This window comes from Hymenobacter negativus, assembly GCF_017571495.1.
Lineage (GTDB): Bacteria > Bacteroidota > Bacteroidia > Cytophagales > Hymenobacteraceae > Hymenobacter > Hymenobacter negativus.
Genome location: NZ_JAGETZ010000001.1, coordinates 96826 through 112647, shown reverse-complemented (window position 1 = coordinate 112647; position 15822 = coordinate 96826). Strand labels below are relative to the sequence as shown.

The 15822-nt window shown below is 56.8% G+C and carries 16 protein-coding genes; 8 read left to right on the top strand and 8 right to left on the bottom strand.

Features of this window, described 5'->3' with window-relative positions; translation table 11 throughout:
• Nucleotides 1-67: 67 nt before the first annotated feature.
• On the top strand, nt 68-256 hold the full coding sequence (locus J4E00_RS00410) for a hypothetical protein (RefSeq protein WP_208173031.1): 189 nt from the start codon (nt 68-70) through the stop codon (nt 254-256).
• Between the two features lie 153 nt (nt 257-409).
• Here the strand turns inward: J4E00_RS00410 and J4E00_RS29925 are convergent, their stop codons facing one another.
• Entirely contained in the window at nt 410-2272 is a 1863-nt protein-coding gene (locus J4E00_RS29925; RefSeq protein WP_208173030.1) for an LTA synthase family protein, read from the bottom strand.
• A 245-nt stretch (nt 2273-2517) separates the two neighbouring features.
• Between J4E00_RS29925 and J4E00_RS00400 the strand changes: the two genes are divergently transcribed.
• Complete coding sequence (locus tag J4E00_RS00400; RefSeq protein ID WP_208173029.1) at nt 2518-4707, top strand: glutamine synthetase III; 2190 nt, start codon at nt 2518-2520, stop codon at nt 4705-4707.
• Nucleotides 4708-4868: 161 nt separating this feature from the next.
• On the opposite strand, the gene J4E00_RS00395 is transcribed toward J4E00_RS00400, so the two are convergent.
• Entirely contained in the window at nt 4869-5408 is a 540-nt protein-coding gene (locus J4E00_RS00395; protein ID WP_208173028.1) for a hypothetical protein, read from the bottom strand.
• Between the two features lie 203 nt (nt 5409-5611).
• Here J4E00_RS00395 and J4E00_RS00390 point away from each other — a divergent pair, with 203 nt between their 5' ends.
• From J4E00_RS00390 to J4E00_RS00380, 3 genes are all read left to right on the top strand, one after another.
• Nucleotides 5612-5977: a hypothetical protein gene (locus J4E00_RS00390; protein ID WP_208173027.1), complete on the top strand. Its 366-nt coding sequence runs from the start codon at nt 5612-5614 to the stop codon at nt 5975-5977.
• Between the two features lie 35 nt (nt 5978-6012).
• Nucleotides 6013-6558 (top strand): PAS domain-containing protein, encoded by a 546-nt coding sequence (locus J4E00_RS00385; RefSeq protein WP_208173026.1) that lies wholly within the window; start codon nt 6013-6015, stop codon nt 6556-6558.
• 105 nt (nt 6559-6663) lie between these two features.
• Nucleotides 6664-7635, top strand: coding sequence for an NAD(P)H-quinone oxidoreductase (locus J4E00_RS00380; RefSeq protein WP_208173025.1), 972 nt, complete (start codon nt 6664-6666; stop codon nt 7633-7635).
• Between the two features lie 82 nt (nt 7636-7717).
• Here the strand turns inward: J4E00_RS00380 and J4E00_RS00375 are convergent, their stop codons facing one another.
• Together J4E00_RS00375 and J4E00_RS00370 are read right to left on the bottom strand one after the other, a co-directional pair.
• Entirely contained in the window at nt 7718-8326 is a 609-nt protein-coding gene (locus tag J4E00_RS00375) for a thioredoxin family protein (protein ID WP_208173024.1), read from the bottom strand.
• A 34-nt stretch (nt 8327-8360) separates the two neighbouring features.
• A complete protein-coding gene (locus tag J4E00_RS00370; RefSeq protein ID WP_208173023.1) occupies nt 8361-8849 on the bottom strand; it encodes a TlpA family protein disulfide reductase in 489 nt (162 codons plus the stop codon).
• A gap of 187 nt (nt 8850-9036) precedes the next feature.
• Between J4E00_RS00370 and ispG the strand changes: the two genes are divergently transcribed.
• Nucleotides 9037-11025 (top strand): (E)-4-hydroxy-3-methylbut-2-enyl-diphosphate synthase, encoded by a 1989-nt coding sequence (gene ispG, locus J4E00_RS00365; RefSeq protein ID WP_208173022.1) that lies wholly within the window; start codon nt 9037-9039, stop codon nt 11023-11025.
• A gap of 2 nt (nt 11026-11027) precedes the next feature.
• Entirely contained in the window at nt 11028-11312 is a 285-nt protein-coding gene (locus tag J4E00_RS00360) for a hypothetical protein (protein WP_208173021.1), read from the top strand.
• 16 nt (nt 11313-11328) lie between these two features.
• Here J4E00_RS00360 and J4E00_RS00355 read toward each other — a convergent pair whose 3' ends face one another.
• Both J4E00_RS00355 and J4E00_RS00350 read right to left on the bottom strand, forming a co-directional pair.
• On the bottom strand, nt 11329-11856 hold the full coding sequence (locus J4E00_RS00355; protein ID WP_208173020.1) for a hypothetical protein: 528 nt from the start codon (nt 11854-11856) through the stop codon (nt 11329-11331).
• A 36-nt stretch (nt 11857-11892) separates the two neighbouring features.
• Nucleotides 11893-12366 (bottom strand): nuclear transport factor 2 family protein, encoded by a 474-nt coding sequence (locus J4E00_RS00350; RefSeq protein WP_236049364.1) that lies wholly within the window; start codon nt 12364-12366, stop codon nt 11893-11895.
• Between the two features lie 90 nt (nt 12367-12456).
• Between J4E00_RS00350 and J4E00_RS00345 the strand changes: the two genes are divergently transcribed.
• The gene (locus tag J4E00_RS00345; RefSeq protein WP_208173019.1) at nt 12457-13191 is read left to right on the top strand and encodes a phytanoyl-CoA dioxygenase family protein; all 735 of its coding nucleotides are present in this window, start codon (nt 12457-12459) and stop codon (nt 13189-13191) included.
• A 1-nt stretch (nt 13192) separates the two neighbouring features.
• Here the strand turns inward: J4E00_RS00345 and J4E00_RS00340 are convergent, their stop codons facing one another.
• Nucleotides 13193-14551, bottom strand: coding sequence for a carboxylesterase family protein (locus tag J4E00_RS00340; RefSeq protein ID WP_208173018.1), 1359 nt, complete (start codon nt 14549-14551; stop codon nt 13193-13195).
• A 237-nt stretch (nt 14552-14788) separates the two neighbouring features.
• On the bottom strand, nt 14789-15634 hold the full coding sequence (locus tag J4E00_RS00335) for an SDR family oxidoreductase (RefSeq protein ID WP_208173017.1): 846 nt from the start codon (nt 15632-15634) through the stop codon (nt 14789-14791).
• Between the last annotated feature and the right edge of the window lie 188 nt (nt 15635-15822).

Sequence of the window (15822 nt, the reverse complement as noted above, 5' to 3'; positions counted from 1 at the left end):
ACCGATTGATGCTGTTTGATGCGCAGGGCCGTCAGTTGCGCGTACTGCCCGGCGTGTGGCACGTAGTATGGTTCACAACCAAGCCGGGCGGGTGCAGGTGGTGCTGCCTGGCTGCCACAACATCAACGAGCTGCCCACCAATTTAGCCCTGCGTCAGCGCCGCTACCTACTCCATGTTTACCCCGAAATAGACCACTTTAATAATGAGAAAATGTCAGGTAGTCAGAAATTTGGCTACTTAAGCACTGCCGGCTAGCGGTTTTGGAAAGAATAGTTGTGTGATGTCACCCGCACCGCAAAATAATCGTTGTCCGTCCCCAGTTTTGGGATTGACAGTCGTAGGAACTCCTCCCGCACGTTATTATAGTCAACGGTTCGGTTATCGTGGAAAGAGCCAGCCGCTGAGGGCCTACTTCCGCGCAAAGTCCTCCAGCGAAACCTGCTCCAGGGCTTTACCGAGTTGTAGCTGCGCGTCGGGTACAGCCGCGTCTCGTTCCCACACCATGCGGCTAACGTTGTCGAAGGTGACCTGACCGGATGGTGAAACGTCGCCGAAACCGTTGTTGAAGCAGTAATGCGCGAACGATACCGGGTGCCGAGCCAGCAAATCCCGGCTCCAGACAAAGTCCGTAGCAGGCATATTCAATTGCCGGAGCAGGGTAGCCGCCACATCCGTTTGCGAGCCAATGGTGCTTATGACCTGGCCCCGCGCTTCCTGCTTCAGGGCGCCACCGGCGAATAGTAGCGGGATGTGAAACTTGCCAGGACTTTGGTTGGCGGAGTTGCCGGGTTGTACGTGACCGTGGTCGGCCACCAGCACCAGCAGCGTGTGGGCATACCACGGCTGCTGACGGGCCGCGCGCAGAAAGCGCCCAAGCTCACGGTCCGTGTAATACACCGAGTTGCGAAACAGGCTGGCCTCGTCCTTGCCTGGAAACTTCGTTTTCATGGGTACATCAAACGGCTCGTGGCTGCTTAGAGTGAAGGCCGTAACGAAAAACGGCTGCTGCTGCTGGTCCAGGTCGCTTAGCAGTCGGTCGAATAGCACACCGTCGTGGGCGCCCCATTTGGAGTTTTGATCAGCTGCAGCAAAGTCCGACCGCTCCGTGAACTTCTCATATCCCGCCGTTTGCAGGTAGCTTTTCATATTGGCAAATGCCAACTCACCGCCATAATAATAGTGTGAGCGGTAGCCCGCCGATGCCAGCACTCGGCACAGGTGGGGGAGATGCTCGGTTTTGCGCGGAAATTTAATGATGCTGGTAGTAGGCTGATTAGGATAGCCCGATAGCAGCGACACTAAACCCTTTTGGCTGCGGTCGCCGGCCGCATAAAGGTTATTGAACAGAATGCCCGTGCGCGCCAGGCTGTCAAGAGTGGGCGTCACGCCTGGTTCCCCGCCGGTGCTACCTACCAGCTTGGCCGTGAAGCTCTCTAGGATAATGAACAGAACGTTGGGCTTTGCCTCGTTGAGGTAGCTCACCGTGGTATCGGGCCGTGGCACCTGGCTCACGGCACGCGGGTACAGGGTTGCCACCAATCGCCGGGCCGTGCTATCGGGCATAAAGGGTTTGGGCGGGTGGTCCTCGCCACGCAGTACCAGCGCACTCATCAGGTTCCAAGGTGCATTCAGCGCGGCGTGGTTGGCAAAGGCAGTATGCGAGAAATACACATCGCTCTGATTCACCGGAATCTGCTGGGTACCGCCCCTTAGCGGCACTACCAGCAAGGCGGTGTAGAGCAGCCCTGCCAGCGCGGCGCGCCCCCGCCCAAACCATTCCGGTAGGGGCGGCAATTTCCCGACCACTCTTTTATATAGGAACCAGCCGCCCAGTAGCAGCCCCAGCAACAATGCCAGCAATAGCCCCACAGGCGAGCTGCCTGCCGAAGCCGCCATTTCGCCCGGCGAATTCAGATATTGCAGCGGAGTATCATCAATCCGGAAACCCCACACCCGATACAATTCCAGGTCGGCCGTCATTAACACCGCCAGTAGCGTTCCGATAGCTACGCTGTATCCCTTCACCAACCCATTGAGTGGCAGCTTGGGCAGCAGACTGCTCACTACAAAAAACAGAAACGGCAGCAGGCAGATATAAGCAGCAGCCGAAGCATCAAGCCGTAACCCGTAGGCAAGGCTCTGCAGCAAAGTGCCTGCTGAAAGCCCCGTCGCCAGCTTGTAGTGATAGGCCAGAAACAGGCATCGACTAAATTCAAAAAACAGCAGCCAGAATAAAAAGTAGCGTGGCTGGAACGCAAAGCGGTTTTTCACCCCCCAAAGATAGCCGCCTCACAAGGTGGTAAAAAAGGAGCGTTAAAAATGGTAATTAGTATTTTCGACGACTAAATTGAACAGTTGAGTTTGGAAAAGAGGGGGTACGATTGGTAAAAGTGACGATTTATCGAAAATGACCCTATTATTTTGGGGTGTTTCGGTTTGAGATATGATTCTTGCTTTATCTTTGCCTCCGAAATAAAAACACAATCTAATTAAACCTCTCGGTTCGATACGCACTTATGGCCATCCTTCGCTTTAAAGCCCTTGAACTTGTCAATCTGCGTCGCCCCCTCACGGTAGAGCCGGCCTCCGCACGTCGCTCCGACAGCTTCGGGCAGAGCGTTTTCAACTTGGATGCCATGCGCGCCACCATGCCTGGCGATTATTTCAAGAAGCTTCAGGCCGCCATTAAGCAGGGCGCAACGGTAGAGCGTAATGTGGCTGACGCTGTGGCTTCGGCTATGAAAACCTGGGCCATGGCCAAGGGCGCAACCCACTATACCCACTGGTTTCAGCCCCTCACCGGTGCTACTGCTGAGAAGCATGATTCCTTTTTCGACCTCAATTCCGATGGTCGCCCGATTGAAAATTTCAAGGGTTCGGCGCTTGTACAGCAGGAGCCCGATGCTTCGTCGTTTCCCAACGGTGGCATTCGCAACACGTTTGAGGCCCGCGGCTATACTGCCTGGGACCCCACCTCGCCTGCTTTCATCATTGAAACGGTAGGTGCCAAAACGCTGTGCATTCCCACTATTTTCGTGGCTTACACCGGCGAAGCGCTCGACTACAAAGCCCCGCTATTGAAGTCACTGGGCGTGCTCGAGAAGGCTGCCCTCGACGTGTGCCACTACTTCGATAAGGATGTGAGCCGCGTGAACACCACGCTCGGTATTGAGCAGGAGTACTTCCTGGTCGATAAGGCGTTGTATGACGCGCGCCCCGACCTCGTGATGACCGGCCGCACGCTATTCGGCCACGCTCCGGCCAAAGGCCAGCAGCTCGATGACCATTACTTCGGCTCGATTCCGGCCCGCGTACATGGCTTCATGCTGGAGTTTGAGGAAGAGGCCAACCTGCTCGGTATTCCACTGCGTACCCGCCACAACGAAGTGGCTCCCAACCAGTTTGAGTGCGCCCCCACTTTCGAGGATGCCAACCTGGCCGTAGACCACAACCAGCTGCTAATGGATGTAATGTCCCGCGTAGCCGAGCGGCACAACTTCCGCGTGCTACTGCACGAGAAGCCTTTCGCTGGTGTGAATGGCAGCGGCAAGCACAACAACTGGGCAATGAGCACCGATACTGGTGTGAACCTGCTCGCCCCCGGCCGTCGCCCTAAGGAGAACCTGCAATTCCTGGCCTTCTTCGTGACTACCATCAAGGCCGTGCACCGCTACGCCGACTTGCTGCGCGCCAGCATTGCCTCTGCTAGTAACGACCACCGCCTGGGTGCTAACGAAGCGCCGCCCGCCATCATGTCGGTTTTCGTGGGTTCGATGCTGGACTCCGTGCTCGACGAACTGGAGCGCACTGCCAAGCTGCCTCTCGACAAAGGCGACAACATCTACCTGAAGCTGGGCATCGACAAGATTCCGCCCATCCTGCTCGACAACACCGACCGCAACCGAACCTCGCCCTTCGCCTTTACCGGCAATAAGTTCGAGCTGCGCGCTGTGGGCTCGTCGGCCAACTGCTCGTCGGCTATGACGGTGCTGAACTCCATCGTAGCCGACCAGCTCATCGATTTTAAAGCATCGGTTGACGCTCTTATTGAACAAGGCAAGAAAAAGGAAGTGGCCATCGTTGAAGTGCTGCGTGAGTACGTCATCTCTTCGAAAAACATTCGTTTTGAAGGCAATGGCTACTCAAATGAATGGAAAGAAGAAGCTGCCCGCCGTGGCCTGAACAATATTGCTACCACGCCGCAGGCCCTGGATGCACTGGTTCGTGACGACGCTGCGGAACTTTTTGCCCGTCATGGCATCTTCTCGCATGTCGAGTTGCATGCCCGCCACGAGATTTTACTGGAAGAATATCAGAAGAAAATTCAGATTGAGAGCCGGGTACTTGGTGACCTTGCCGTTAACCACGTTATTCCGACGGCCCTGGCTTACCAGACCAAACTCGTAAACAACGTGCGTGGCCTGCGCGAACTGGGCCTCGACGACGAACTGAGCCAGGTAACGGTAGACATGATTAAAGACATTTCGCGTCACGTTTCGACCATCAAAACCAACGTGGATGAGATGACCGAAGCACGTAAGCAAGCAAATAAAATCGGAGACGCCCGCGAGCTGGCGGTAGCGTATTGCGATGAGATTAAACCAAAATTCGACCCCATTCGCCGCGCAGTTGACAAGCTGGAGCGCATGGTGGCCGACGAGGACTGGCCTCTGGTGAAGTACCGCGAACTTTTGTTCAGCCGGTAAGTCGTCAGCGGACGGAATCGGGTCCGGTGTTGGGTGGGAATTCTCGCCGCGCCCCGGTTTTGAAAGAGCCATCTCGGGTGAGGTGGCTTTTTTTGGCTAGGGACCGCAATCGATTGTGGTAAATATCCAGGCTTAAAACGACATCTAGCAGTGTCGTAAGCCTACTTTGGCTGTTTGCTGAGGCTATTGGTGGGGGCGGCTAAAAGCAGAGGTAAGCGGGGTATTTGCGCATCCTCGTCATCCACCACTTCGACGCTGCTACCAGGGTCGGGGACCAGCATACGCCAAGTAGCGCTGCGAAGCTCATCGAGTTTGTCGAGCGCCTCGCTGATGGTAGGGTTGGCTTTTAACTTATCAAACAGGCCACTTTTGTTGCCAGCTACAAGCAGCTTTTCGATAACGAAGGGCAGCACCCAGCCTACTACATTAGACGCGAGTGCGCCGCGCAGGCCCAGGCGAAGCAACAGGCGCGTGGTCATCTGCTCCACCAGCAGTACCCGAGCGGCAGGCAGGGCTTTATCGGCCAGGAAGTCGGCTACCAGCTTCAGGTTGCCTTTTTCTACTTCAGCCCGTAGCACATCCTGCACACTATCGAGCGCACGGGCGGCTAGCTGCCGAAACAGGCGGCCAGTTTGCCAGGCGGCAAGCCCGGTGAAACGTGCCGCGTCGATGAGCGCAGGCAGAAAGCGTGGTTTTTTCATTCGATGACGCACCGGATGAGGTCCGGAAATTATTGGCTGCGCTAGGAACGCAGTTGCTACAATTCGGGTTAACCCCGGCAGTAAATAAAAGTGGGAGTGAATGATTAAAAAATGATTAAAAATTCACTTTAGGTAATCAATTCGATAACTGTTACTCGCTTTACTCGTTAAGTTGTTGCCTTTAGGCTGCTTTATTCTTCTGTATGTCAGATTTGCTGCTGGATATAAATTTACAACAATCACCCGACGAGTATTTTGGCGGCGAATGGCAGGTAGCCAACCGCGTGCTGAATCACAACGACCCTGGCAGCCCGCTGGCATTGGCCACGCGCTTGGTGTTGGCTCCGGGCCAGCTGGAAGCCATGCCCATCCCGCCCGGCTCCAGCCAAACCGGCCAGTGGGCCGTGATGCGCGATGAAATTCTGAACCGGCCGTACCTAAGCTTCGAGTTGCCGGATGAGGCTACCCGGGCCCTGGTGACGCGCCTTCGCCGCTCGGCCGATGGCCTGCGCAGCCAGCTGAACCTGTATTTTGCGTCGGGCATGGAAATGCAGCTTGACCGCGCCTGATTCTTTCTTTCCGAACCTTAAATTCTCGTTTGTTCGTGAATAATTCTTCTCCTATTAATCCGTTGCCCGCTGACGCGTTGCCTGCCGGCATTGCGCAGGGTTTGGTTGGGCCAGAGCAGTTTACATTTCTGGCTGATATGATTCCTCAGTTGGTCTGGATTACTGACCCCAATGGGTTTCATACCTACTTTAATCAGCGCTGGATTGATTACACGGGATATGACCTAGCTGGTAGTGTGGGGCCGGATATGTGGAATAACCTGCTGCATCCTGATGACCGGGAACGGGCTCGCAAAGTGTGGGGCTACTCGTTGGAAACCGGCGACGACTATAGCATAGAGTACCGGTTCAAGGGTAGGGAAGGTGATTATCGCTGGTTTTTGGGCCAGGCCCTGCCGCGTCGGAGCGACGACGGGCGGATTATCGCGTGGTTCGGCACTTGCACCGACATTCAGGAGCAGCGCCAGATGCGTGAACAGCTGGAAGCTGCGTATTCCGATTTAGAAGCGAAAGTGATGTTTCGCACCTTGGATTTGGAACGCGAGCTGAAAGAGCTGAGGCAGCAAGCCGGTAAATATTGAACTGATAAACGCTCACTACGCATAAAAAACGGCTCTTCGGAGCCGTTTTTCGTTAGTAGCCTTACCGACGGCTATAGCATGCGCGGTAAAACCTACACCTTACTTATGAACACAATTATTATTCAGCAAGCTGGTGGTCCCGAAGTATTGCAGCTTCAGGAGCAGCCCAATCCCCAGCCAGCAGCACATGAAGTGCTGGTGCATGTTCAGGCGGCCGGCGTGAACCGGCCCGATGTGCTCATGCGGCAGGGCAAATACGGGGGCGCTGGTGACGTGGCCGGCATGGTGCCAGGCTTGGAAATAGCAGGCATTGTGGCCGCGTGCGGGACCGACGTAACCCGCTGGCAGCCTGGTGATGCCGTATGTGCCCTGCTCCCGGCCGGAGGCTACGCCGAATACGCCGTAGTGGATGCCCGGCACTGTTTGCCAGTGCCGGCGGGGTTGAGCATGGTAGAAGCTGCTGCCCTGCCCGAAACGGTATTTACGGTATGGCACAATGTGTTTCAGCGCGGCGCTTTGCAGCCGGGCGAAACGCTGCTGGTGCATGGCGGCAGCAGCGGCATTGGCACAACGGTCATTCAGCTGGCCCGGGCTTTGGGCAGCCGTGTGGCCGTGACGGCCGGCGACGAAACCAAATGCAGCGCCTGCCGTGAGTTGGGGGCTGATTGGGCCATTAATTACAAAGCCGAAGACTTTGAACAGGTCCTGAATAACGAAGGCGTTGACGTGATTCTGGATATGATTGGCGGTGACTACATCGCCAAAAACCTGCGCCTGCTAAAGGAGGACGGGCGCTTGGTATTTGTGAATGCCATGCAGGGAAACAGAGGCGAGTTCAACGCGCTGGAGGTGATGCGCCGCCGCCTGAGCATTACGGGCAGCACCTTGCGTCCCCGCTCGGCTGATTTTAAAGCGGTACTGGCGGCTGAGGTGGAAAAACACGTTTGGCCACTTATCGCAGCAGGCAAGTTCAGGCCGGTTATTTACCAAACATTTCCAATCAGTGAAGCTGCCGCGGCCCATCAGCTGATGGAGAGCAGTGCGCATATTGGAAAAATCGTGTTGGAAGTAAACTGATACCGTTTAGTAACTCAAAACGGCTGTCATCCTGAGCTTGCTCAGGATGACAGCCGTTTTTTTATGCTGACAACTCGTTCGCCTATGCGCGCTTCCACTTAATAGTGCACCCAATAGCTTTGGTGGAGTTGGTGATGGCGGGCTTGCCGGCCAGAATTTCGGTCATGGCGTTTTCCACGTATTTCGTTTTCACCAGCGTGGCGTCTTCGGAGTTGTCATCTATGGCGCCGATGTAGCTAACTACGAAGTCATTGCCCTGGCGGGTGAGGACGTAGAGGTGGGGCGTGCGGGTAGCGCCGTAGGTTTTGGCTACCTGCTGCGATTCATCGACGAGGTAAGGGAAGGCGTATTTCTTTTTCTGCATGTCGGTGTAAGAGTCGCCGGGAGATACGGCCGGGTCATTGGGATTGATGGCGACTACAGGGTAGCCTTTCGAGGCGTATTTGGTGTTCAGGTCGACAATGCGGCTTTCGTAGGCTTTAGCGAAAGGGCAGGTGTTGCAGGTGAACACAACGATGTAGCCTTTAGCTGCTTTATTATCGGCCAGCGACACCATTTTACCGTCGATGTTTTTTAATTTGAAATCGGTGGCTTTATCACCCACTTTGTAGCCATCGGTGGTCGGGCGGGCAATAAAGCTGCTCAGCAGCAGGGCGAAACAGAGGGTGAAATACGGCAGGAGCTTTTTCATGAGGAATGGATTGCAGGTGATGAGTAAAAAATGCCTATTGGGGGAATTTCTGCAAGGCAGCGGTCAGCTCAGCTTGCGAAAGCTCCTGCTCAAAAGTAGTGCGCTGCTTGGTTTTGTTGTTGACAATGAGCGTGAATGGCAGTGCGCCCGACCATTTTGCATCAAACTTGTCCATCCAGGAGTTCGGGTCGGGTTCGTTGAGCAGCAGGACTTCTGATTTCAGGCCGCGCTGCTTCACGAATGGATTTACTTTTTTATCGACCTGCGAGGCATAGTCCATGCTCACAAGCAGCACCTTTACTTTCTTATTGGCATTGGCCGCGCGAAGCTGCTCGAAGTAGGGCAATTCCTTTACGCAAGGCGCACACCAGGTAGCCCAGAAATTAACTACATAGGTAGTATCCGTTGGTTGCGCCAGGCGCTTCTGCAGCTCTGGAAACCTGATGACGGCTACCTGCTGGGCAAAAGCAGGAATGGAAAAAAATAGGCTAACGCTGAGCAGGAATAATTTCGAAGGGTGCATAGGGTGGGAATTGAACGAGGGGAGAGCCGTAAAACGGTAGGGCTTTACTGCGTTCGTGTGGCCAGACAAGCAACAGACAGCTTATCATCGCCAGAAGTTGCGGCATCAGACACGCAAGGCCCGCCCCGAACTGCTTTACCTTTGTACTACGGCGCAACTTTCGCCTTCCGACCGTAGTTTTTGGCTCATGAACAAAACGTATTGCCCCAGCCTCACCGAATACAAGCGCCGCGTAGCTCGCGTGGTCAACATTGGCGGGGTGCCAATGGGCGGTGATTTCCCCATCCGCGTGCAGAGCATGACCACCGTGGACACGATGGATACCCTCGGTTCGGTGGAGCAGACGCTGCGCATGGTGGAGGCCGGCTGCGAGTACGTGCGCATTACTGCGCCCAGCATGAAAGAGGCCCAGAACCTGCTGGAAATCAAAAAAGAATTGCGGAAGCGGGGCTGTAACGTGCCGCTTATTGCTGACATTCACTTCACGCCCAACGCGGCCGAGTTGGCCGCCCGCATCGTGGAAAAGGTGCGCGTGAACCCCGGCAACTACGCTGACAAAAAGAAATTCGAAGAAATAGAATATACCGACGCCACCTACGCGGCCGAGGTGGAGCGCATCCGGGAGCGGTTCCGCCCGCTGGTGCAGATTTGCAAGCAGTACGGCACGGCCATGCGCATCGGTACCAATCACGGCTCGCTGTCGGACCGGATTCTGAGCCGGTATGGCGACACGCCGCTGGGCATGGTCGAGTCGGCACTGGAATTCCTACGCCTGTGTGAGGAAGAAAATTACTACGACGTGGTGCTGAGCATGAAGGCCAGCAACACCCAGGTGATGGTGCAGGCCTACCGCCTGCTGGTGCAGAAGCTCGACGAGGAAGGACTGCAGCCCTACCCGCTGCATTTGGGCGTGACGGAAGCCGGCGAGGCCGAAGACGGCCGCATCAAGAGTGCTGTGGGCATTGGCACACTGCTGGAAGACGGCCTCGGTGATACCGTGCGCGTGAGCCTGACGGAAGCCCCGGAAGCCGAAGCCCCGGTGGCCCGCATGCTGATTGACCGCTACACCAGCCGTGCTGCGCTGGCTCAGCCCATAAAGCCGCTGGAAGGGGAGATGCCGATAAATCCATTCCAATATTTCCGTCGTCATACGCACGAGGTGGCCAATTTTGGCGGGCAAAATGTGCCGCGCGTCATTGTCAGCACTGCGCGCTTGCCCCGGGTAGAGTATGGCGACCTGCGCGCCGCCGGCCACCTTTATTCGCCGTTTCTGGATAAGTTTCAGATGGCCGACCACGGGGCCGACTACCTATTCAGCGGTGAGCGGCCGGTGCCGTTTATGCTGCCCAATGGGCTCAAGGAAATTGTGACATACCCCGCCTGGCGCGATGCCGGCAGCCGCCCGGACCACTACCCGGTACTAACCGCCGACCGCTACGTGGAGGACTCACAGCGCCATCCCCAGCTCAACTTCCTGCTCATCAGCTTAGATGTGCTTGACGCGGCGGTTTTGCAACGGCTGCGCCATGACACCACTGTGGTGCTGGTGCTGTACACTACCAACGCCCACGCTATGCCCGAGTTGCGCCGGGCTTTCTTCGAGCTGATGAAGCACGGAATCACCTGCCCGGTGGTCATTGCCCGCTCTTTCCCCAACCAGCCTTTGGAGCAAACCCAACTCGATGCGGCTACCGACGTGGGGGGCCTGCTCATTGATGGCCTTGGCGATGGCGTGGTGCTGGGAGTAGAACTGCTGAGCGCCCGTTCGCAGGAGGAATGGCTCGACACAGTGAGTGGGCTCAACCAGCTCTCCTTCGGCATTCTGCAGGCGGCCCGCACCCGCATGAGCAAAACCGAATACATCAGCTGCCCCAGCTGCGGCCGGACCCTGTTCGACTTGCAGGAAACCACGGCCATGATTCGCAAGCGCACCGACCACCTCAAGGGCATTAAAATCGGCATCATGGGCTGCATCGTGAATGGGCCCGGCGAAATGGCTGATGCCGACTATGGCTACGTAGGTGTGGGTAAGGGCAAAATCTCCCTCTACCGCGGGCAGGAAATCATCAAGAAATCCGTGCCCGAAGAACGCGCAGTTGATGACCTGATTGAGCTCATGCGCGAGGACGGCCGCTGGATTGAGAAGGAACTGCAGGAGGAGCCAGTGGGGCTATAAAAATGTTAGACTTCTATTTTATTCCTGACGAACTGTCGAATATGACTTCCTCCATGCATTTAAAATACGCTGGCTGCATAGAGGAGGAGGAATTTGAAATGGCGCAAAAAGCGGGTTTGATAGAGAACCATGCCGATTACTATGGCAGGTTCCGGTGGTCTCGTAGCCAGGTTTTGAATAAAGTAGAGTTGCTTGCCAATTGCCCATTTCGCATGAGCATAGCGTTGAATGAAGTTCTTACGCAGGCAAAAGCAACGGATATGGGGCTTCTTGCCATTGGTGACTAGCTGCTAAAAGCAGCATTCACCGCCCCAGAAAAAACGCTCGAAACAACTCCAGCTCTTCCCGCTCCCGTTGCACGTAGGCCCGAAAAAACGACTCCCCAACCTGCCGCTGCAATACGGAAATCCCTACGTCGATTAAGCGTAGGCCTTGTTGCGTAAGCAGAATGTTGTCGTATCGGTCGCCGGGCAGGTTCGATGGGCGGAGCAGGTCGCGGTGGACGAAGCCGGCTCGGTGTAGGGCTTGCAACTCATCCGTGAACACGTCGAACCAGATTTCCCGCATTTCTACCTCGTAAGCCCGGTAATCGAGCGGATAGATGCGTTCCATTACCAACATGTCGGCTTCCAAAGGCTCGTTGGTTTCCAGGCGATGGAACTGGACTACCAAGCCATTTACTGCATTAGCGAAGCGCATTTTTTCGGCCTCCGAGCCAATATCGGAACGGGTATCCTCGCTGAATAATTTGCCAACTTCCGTTTCGGAAAGGGCAATGGCCGCATTGTTGGCCCCGCGAGAAAGTTGCCGCGGATATCGTTTGGGTTCCATTGGTACGCGGGCTGGATTCGGTCAAAAGTACGCTGCCTACCTGCACTTCTCCTTCCGTCGCGTGTCGATAATATGCGCGATTTTCCAGCCCTCGGCTAGCTTCACCAGCTGAAAAGAGTCGTAGCCGCAGTGGCTGAATTTGCTGCCGAGGTAGAATTCATACGGCGCCCACACGCTGGCCAGGTTAGCGTCAATTAATACCTGGTCGAATTGCACCCGCTCGTCCCATACGTCTGCGTGCGGCGTGCCCACGGCTTTCAGAAAGCCGTTGATGCTTTCGGTTTGCAAGCCCACTGGCTGGCCGGGCTTGCTGCCGATGCCGTGGAAAACGGCCCCCGGCGCCAGGGTGCGGCGCACGGCGGTGCTGTCGCCGCGCCGCATACCGTCGAAGAAAGCGGTGACGGTTTGCTTCACGGATTCCATTTCAGCTTTCGCACGCTGAGCACGAGCGGGCTGGGTGGCGGCCAGCGCAAATCCGGTGAGTAGGAGAGCGGTAGCATATTTATTCATAACAAGTCAGGGCTGGTTGAGCTAAGGGCAACTGCAAGTGGCGCGGGTTGCGTCCGGTAGATATCGCGACGAATGTAGCTTTGCAGTTCTATGAAATCCCCCGTTCTCACTGAATCGGCAGCAGCGCAGTTTGCGTGTGATGGCTTTGCCGTACTGCCGAATCTTTACACTCACCACGAAGTAGCGGCGCTGCTGCAAGCCGTTGAAAATGCACCCGTGAGCGGACCCAATTTCCGGCGCAGCCAAGAAGTGTTTGCCATTCGAAATCTGGTAGGGGAAGTGCCGGAACTGTGGCCGTTGCTGGCTACTGAGGGCTTGCACACGTTGCTGGGCCAGCTTTTTCCCGAAGGCTGTCACTTGGCGAAAGCCATTTATTTCGATAAGCCCGCTGGCTCTAATTGGCTGGTGGCCTGGCACCAGGATTTGATGATAAATGTGGACCAACGGGCCGCACTGCCTGGTTTTGGGCCGTGGACAAGCAAACCGGAGGGCGTATCGGTGCAGCCGCCCGTGGCCGTGCTGGAAAATGTGTGCACCATCCGCATTCAACTCGACGATTGCGACGCCACCAACGGCGCGCTGAAGGTAGTGCCGGGCTCGCAGCAGCGGGGCGTTATCCCCGCCACGGAAATCATCCACTTCACCGCCACCGCCACCAGCTGCGCCGTGCCCGCCGGTGGGGCCATGCTAATGAAGCCCTTGTTGCTACATGCCTCCAACCGCAGCACCAGCGACCGGCCGCGTCGGGTGATACACTTGGAGTTTTCGTCAATGGAATTGCCTGCGGGTATGCAATGGCGTGAGCGGCAGCCGGCTGTTGTTTAGTCTATTGCTTGTTAAGTACACCAGATGTGGGCTCCTGTTTGACCCACAGCACGCCGGGCACCTCCACCCGGGATGGCAACACGCCGGTACGCGCAAAACCGGCCCATAGCTGCCGGACTTGCCGGCCGGCGGCCTCTACTGCCGCCCACGTAGCCTGGCCGAGAATAGGGGCGAACGACCAACTGGCCTGCGTACCCAGCAACAGTGGCAAGTCGACCGTGTGCGCGGCCCCAAACTCGCTGTCAGTGGGCCGGAAAGTCACTAGGAAACGGTAGGCGCGCCCACCGGCCCGGGCATGCCGCTTTGCAAAAGCCACCGCCGATTTCAGGTAAACCAGCCCCGAGCTAAAGGAAACCAGCGGCCGGGAAATCAGTCGGCCAAGCACGGGAAAGCCCAACAGCCGGCGGTATTTGGGGTCGAGTATGGCAAAGAAACGAGTTTCCTCCGCCGTGGCGCCGATGAGGACGTCTACGCTGGGCGCAACGGCTTCCCAGGCGCGGTCAATATCGGCTTCGGCCGGCAGGGGATAGGCGCCGTATTGGGTGCCGAATGGCATGCCGCTTTTCAGGCCGAACCGACGGGCGGCTTGCGTGGCGATGCTTTCGCGGGCTAGCACTTCGGCGACGGGAGCCGCGGGCTGCAGGGTGCCGGCAGCATCGGCCATGGCCCGGCTCATGGCCTGACGCTTGCGGGAGAGGCCCAGTGGCGCGCTGTGCATAATGACGCGCCGGAACAGCCCTTTGGCTCCCTGGGCCACCATCAGATGGGCTGCCGCATCGGCCCCAGAGGAGTGCCCAAGTAGGGTAACCAAGGCCGGATTACCGCCAAACGCGGCAATATTACGCTGTACCCAGCGCAACGATTCCAGCAAGTCCAGTAGTCCCAGGTTTGGTGGCGTACCACCTTCGCGGCCCAGAAAACCCAACAGCCCCAGCCGATAAGTAACGGCCACGAACACTACCCGTTGCTCACTCACCAGCACGGCCGGGTCGTAGATGGGCAGGTCGCCTGCGCCCGTTACATACGAGCCGCCGTGCACCCACACCATGACGGGCAGTTGCTCATCGGGTCGCACCTCGGCCGGCCGCGTGATGGATAGGCGCAAACAATCCTCATCGTAGGTGATACCGGCAAACAAGCTACCCATCACTGGTTCCAGAAATGGGTCGGCTACCTGCGGGCAGGCGGGGGCAGGCAAAGTTGCGCGAAAAGGTGAAGCGAAGGTAGGTTCGGCTACCGGCGGTCGGAACCGTTGGGCGCGGGCGTAGCGAATGCCGCTGGCGCGCACCACAGCTCCATCGCGCCGCCCAATAATGGGGCCGGCAGGCGTATGAAATTCAGGAAAGTCAGGTGATTGCATAAGAAGCTGTTTCAGTCATTTTGGACCCTGCCAGTCCTGTTGAGCGCCAGCTACTATCCGATAGCAGGCTGCGATTCAAGCAAAACACTCAAGATGACCAATCGATGGTGTACGGTTAGCGGCCTGAACGTAAAATACCGGGTTAATAGCCGGCTTCCAAGTGTGAAGTGCCTTGGAAGCCGGCTATTAACCCGGTATTTTACTTGTGTTTTCTACCTCAAAAACCAGTGTGCACGCTTACTTGAGCGCCTCGGCCACCACCGTGGCAAGGGGTGTGGTTGGGCGGCCAATAAGCTGTGAAAGCTGCCGGCTCTCGTCATACAGGGCACCGTTGGCGGCATCGGCATCCCAACTGGCCAGGCTATGGGCGAAACCGGCAGGCAAGCCGAATCCAGTGAGCGCGGCAGCGTAATCGGCCACGGATAGGTCCTTATACGGAATCGTTTTGCCACTCTGGCGCGAGATTTCGGCTGCTAGCTCTGCCAGGGTGTAGGATTCGTCGCCTGCCAGCTCGTAGGTTTTGCCCTCGTGGCCTTCGCTGGTGAGCACGGCTACGGCGGCATCAGCAAAATCGGCCCGGGTAGCCGACGAAATCCGCCCTGTCCGGGCACTGCCGATGAAGGCGCCGCCCGCCAGCGCACCGCCAACCGAGCCAGTGTAATTTTCGGTGTACCATCCGTTGCGCAGGATGGTGTAGGGAATGCCCGATGCTTGCAAATCGGCTTCGGTGGTGCGGTGTTCGTCGGCCAGGCTCAGGGGAGAGGTATCGGCGTGCAGCACGCTGGTGTATATCAGGTGCTTGACGCCAGTCTTTTTTGCCGCTTCGATGGCGTTTTTATGCTGGACGGCGCGCTGGCCTACTTCGCTGGAAGAAATCAGCAACAGCTTGTCGACACCTGTGAGGGCAGCCTCTAGGGCTTCGGGCTGGGCGTAGTCGGCTGCGCGGGCTTCTACCCCCAGGTTCGCCGCTTTGGCAGGAGTGCGCACCAGCGCAACAATTTGTTCAGCAGGTATTTGGGCTTTGAGCTTCTCGACAACGAGCCAGCCCAGCTGGCCCGTAGCTCCGGTGATGGCAATTTTCATATTCAGATTGCTTGAAGAGGGAATAAAAAAATGGGTCCTGGCCTACCTATCAGGCTAGAAACGCCACTTTCAAGGCTGAAAAGCCTTTGGTTTGATAGGACAAATTTCAACGCCCTCGTCAAAGCAGCCCTTGACCTATGGTAAGAAAATGGGGATAGAGGGTGCCTTTGAAGAACGTTTAGGGCCTT

Excerpts from the sequence above, each read along its gene's own strand:
- J4E00_RS00375 (WP_208173024.1), bottom strand. The coding sequence starts at position 8,326 with ATGAAAAAGCTCCTGCCGTATTTCACCCTCTGTTTCGCCCTGCTGCTG.
- J4E00_RS00380 (WP_208173025.1), top strand. The coding sequence starts at position 6,664 with ATGAACACAATTATTATTCAGCAAGCTGGTGGTCCCGAAGTATTGCAG.
- J4E00_RS00335 (WP_208173017.1), bottom strand. The coding sequence starts at position 15,634 with ATGAAAATTGCCATCACCGGAGCTACGGGCCAGCTGGGCTGGCTCGTT.
- J4E00_RS00350 (WP_236049364.1), bottom strand. The coding sequence starts at position 12,366 with ATGAATAAATATGCTACCGCTCTCCTACTCACCGGATTTGCGCTGGCC.
- J4E00_RS00390 (WP_208173027.1), top strand. The coding sequence starts at position 5,612 with ATGTCAGATTTGCTGCTGGATATAAATTTACAACAATCACCCGACGAG.
- J4E00_RS00400 (WP_208173029.1), top strand. The coding sequence starts at position 2,518 with ATGGCCATCCTTCGCTTTAAAGCCCTTGAACTTGTCAATCTGCGTCGC.
- J4E00_RS00410 (WP_208173031.1), top strand. The coding sequence starts at position 68 with ATGGTTCACAACCAAGCCGGGCGGGTGCAGGTGGTGCTGCCTGGCTGC.
- J4E00_RS00360 (WP_208173021.1), top strand. The coding sequence starts at position 11,028 with ATGTTAGACTTCTATTTTATTCCTGACGAACTGTCGAATATGACTTCC.
- J4E00_RS00340 (WP_208173018.1), bottom strand. The coding sequence starts at position 14,551 with ATGCAATCACCTGACTTTCCTGAATTTCATACGCCTGCCGGCCCCATT.
- J4E00_RS00370 (WP_208173023.1), bottom strand. The coding sequence starts at position 8,849 with ATGCACCCTTCGAAATTATTCCTGCTCAGCGTTAGCCTATTTTTTTCC.
- J4E00_RS00395 (WP_208173028.1), bottom strand. The coding sequence starts at position 5,408 with ATGAAAAAACCACGCTTTCTGCCTGCGCTCATCGACGCGGCACGTTTC.
- J4E00_RS00355 (WP_208173020.1), bottom strand. The coding sequence starts at position 11,856 with ATGGAACCCAAACGATATCCGCGGCAACTTTCTCGCGGGGCCAACAAT.
- J4E00_RS00345 (WP_208173019.1), top strand. The coding sequence starts at position 12,457 with ATGAAATCCCCCGTTCTCACTGAATCGGCAGCAGCGCAGTTTGCGTGT.
- ispG (WP_208173022.1), top strand. The coding sequence starts at position 9,037 with ATGAACAAAACGTATTGCCCCAGCCTCACCGAATACAAGCGCCGCGTA.